Annotated in this window: 1 protein-coding gene and 1 pseudogene; one reads left to right on the forward strand and one right to left on the reverse strand. The window is 63.7% G+C overall.

Features of this window, described 5'->3' with window-relative positions; genetic code table 11:
• A pseudogene (gene fliI / locus Q1J79_RS11130) lies at positions 1-578 on the reverse strand (flagellum-specific ATP synthase FliI); the annotation flags it as partial.
• Between the two features lie 283 nt (positions 579-861).
• On the opposite strand from fliI, the gene Q1J79_RS11135 reads away from it, so the two are divergent.
• Positions 862-1433: response regulator transcription factor (locus Q1J79_RS11135; RefSeq protein WP_300300204.1), on the forward strand; the 572-nt coding region annotated here is incomplete at its 3' end.

The following is a 1433-nucleotide window of genomic DNA, read 5'->3' on the forward strand; positions in this document are numbered from 1 at the left end:
TCGCCGATCAGGCCCACCACGTTGATATCGGCCTCGGTGTAGCGCGCCATCATGGAGAGCAGCACGGATTTGCCGACGCCCGAGCCGGCGAAGATGCCCATGCGCTGGCCGCGGCAGCAGGAGATGAAGGTATTGATCGAGCGCACGCCCAGATCGATCTTGGCGCCGACGCGCTTGCGGCTGTTGGCCGGCGGCGGGTTGGCGCGCAGGGGGTAGGGCCGGGTACCGTTGGTGAGCGGCGGGCCGCCATCCAGCGGGCGGCCGAGGCCGTCGATCACCCGGCCGGCCCAGCTGATATCGGGATAGACCACGGGCTGGTCCTCGCCGACCACGGCACGGCAGCCCAGGCCGACGCCATCCAGCGAGCCATAGGGCATCAGCAGCGCGCGGTTCTGGCGGAAGCCGACCACCTCGCATTCGACCTGGCGGTGGTCACGCGCCTGCACATGCACCCGTGAGCCGATGGAAAGATGCCGCTCGACGCCCGCTACTTCCACCAGCAGGCCCTGGATCGAGGTCACCCGGCCGGTGAAGCTGACATCCTTGATACGGTCGAGGTCCATCAGCAGACTGTGCATGGCGCGCCTTTGCGGGGAATAGGGAAGCTGCACCCTAGCGGCTGCAGCCTTAACCGCCGGTAAAGCCGCGCGGGTTTGCGGCGGACCGGGAATCCCTCTCGTATTTTGGGAGTTTAGCAGGATTTTCCGGCGCGGCCAGACCGTCCCTGGGTCGGGGCCGATGGCCTGTGGAAGAATGCGTTAACTTTAATCGTTAACAATGGTAAACTGCAGCGAATCGGGCGGAAAAACGCCAAACCCTGGTGGGTCCTGACCGGGACTGACCTGAAAGCGTGGGGGTGCCATGCGGGTGCTGCTGATCGAAGACGACGCCGCGATGGCCAAGAGCATCGAACTGATGCTCGGCGCCGAGGGCTTCAATGTCTACAAGACCGAGTTCGGCGAAGAGGGCCTGGACCTCGGCAAGCTGTATGACTACGACATTATCGTGCTCGACCTGAACCTGCCCGACATGCACGGCTATGACGTGCTGAAAAAGCTGCGCGCGGCCAAGGTCAACACCCCGATCCTGATCCTCTCGGGCATGGGCGAGCCGGACAAAAAGGTGAAGGGCCTCGGCTTCGGCGCCGACGATTACATCACCAAGCCCTTCAACAAGGATGAGCTGGTCGCCCGCATCAATGCCATCGTGCGCCGGGCCAAGGGCCATTCCCAGTCGGTGATCCAGACCGGCAAGCTGACCGTCAACCTCGACGCCAAGTCGGTCGAGGTCGAGGGCGGCCGCCTGCATCTGACTGGCAAGGAATATGCCATGCTCGAGCTGCTTTCGCTCCGCAAGGGCACGACGCTGACCAAGGAGATGTTCCTCAACCATCTCTATGGCGGCATGGACGAGCCGGAGCTGAAGATCATCGA

This window comes from Ferrovibrio sp. (genome assembly GCF_029255545.1).
Taxonomy (GTDB): domain Bacteria; phylum Pseudomonadota; class Alphaproteobacteria; order Ferrovibrionales; family Ferrovibrionaceae; genus Ferrovibrio.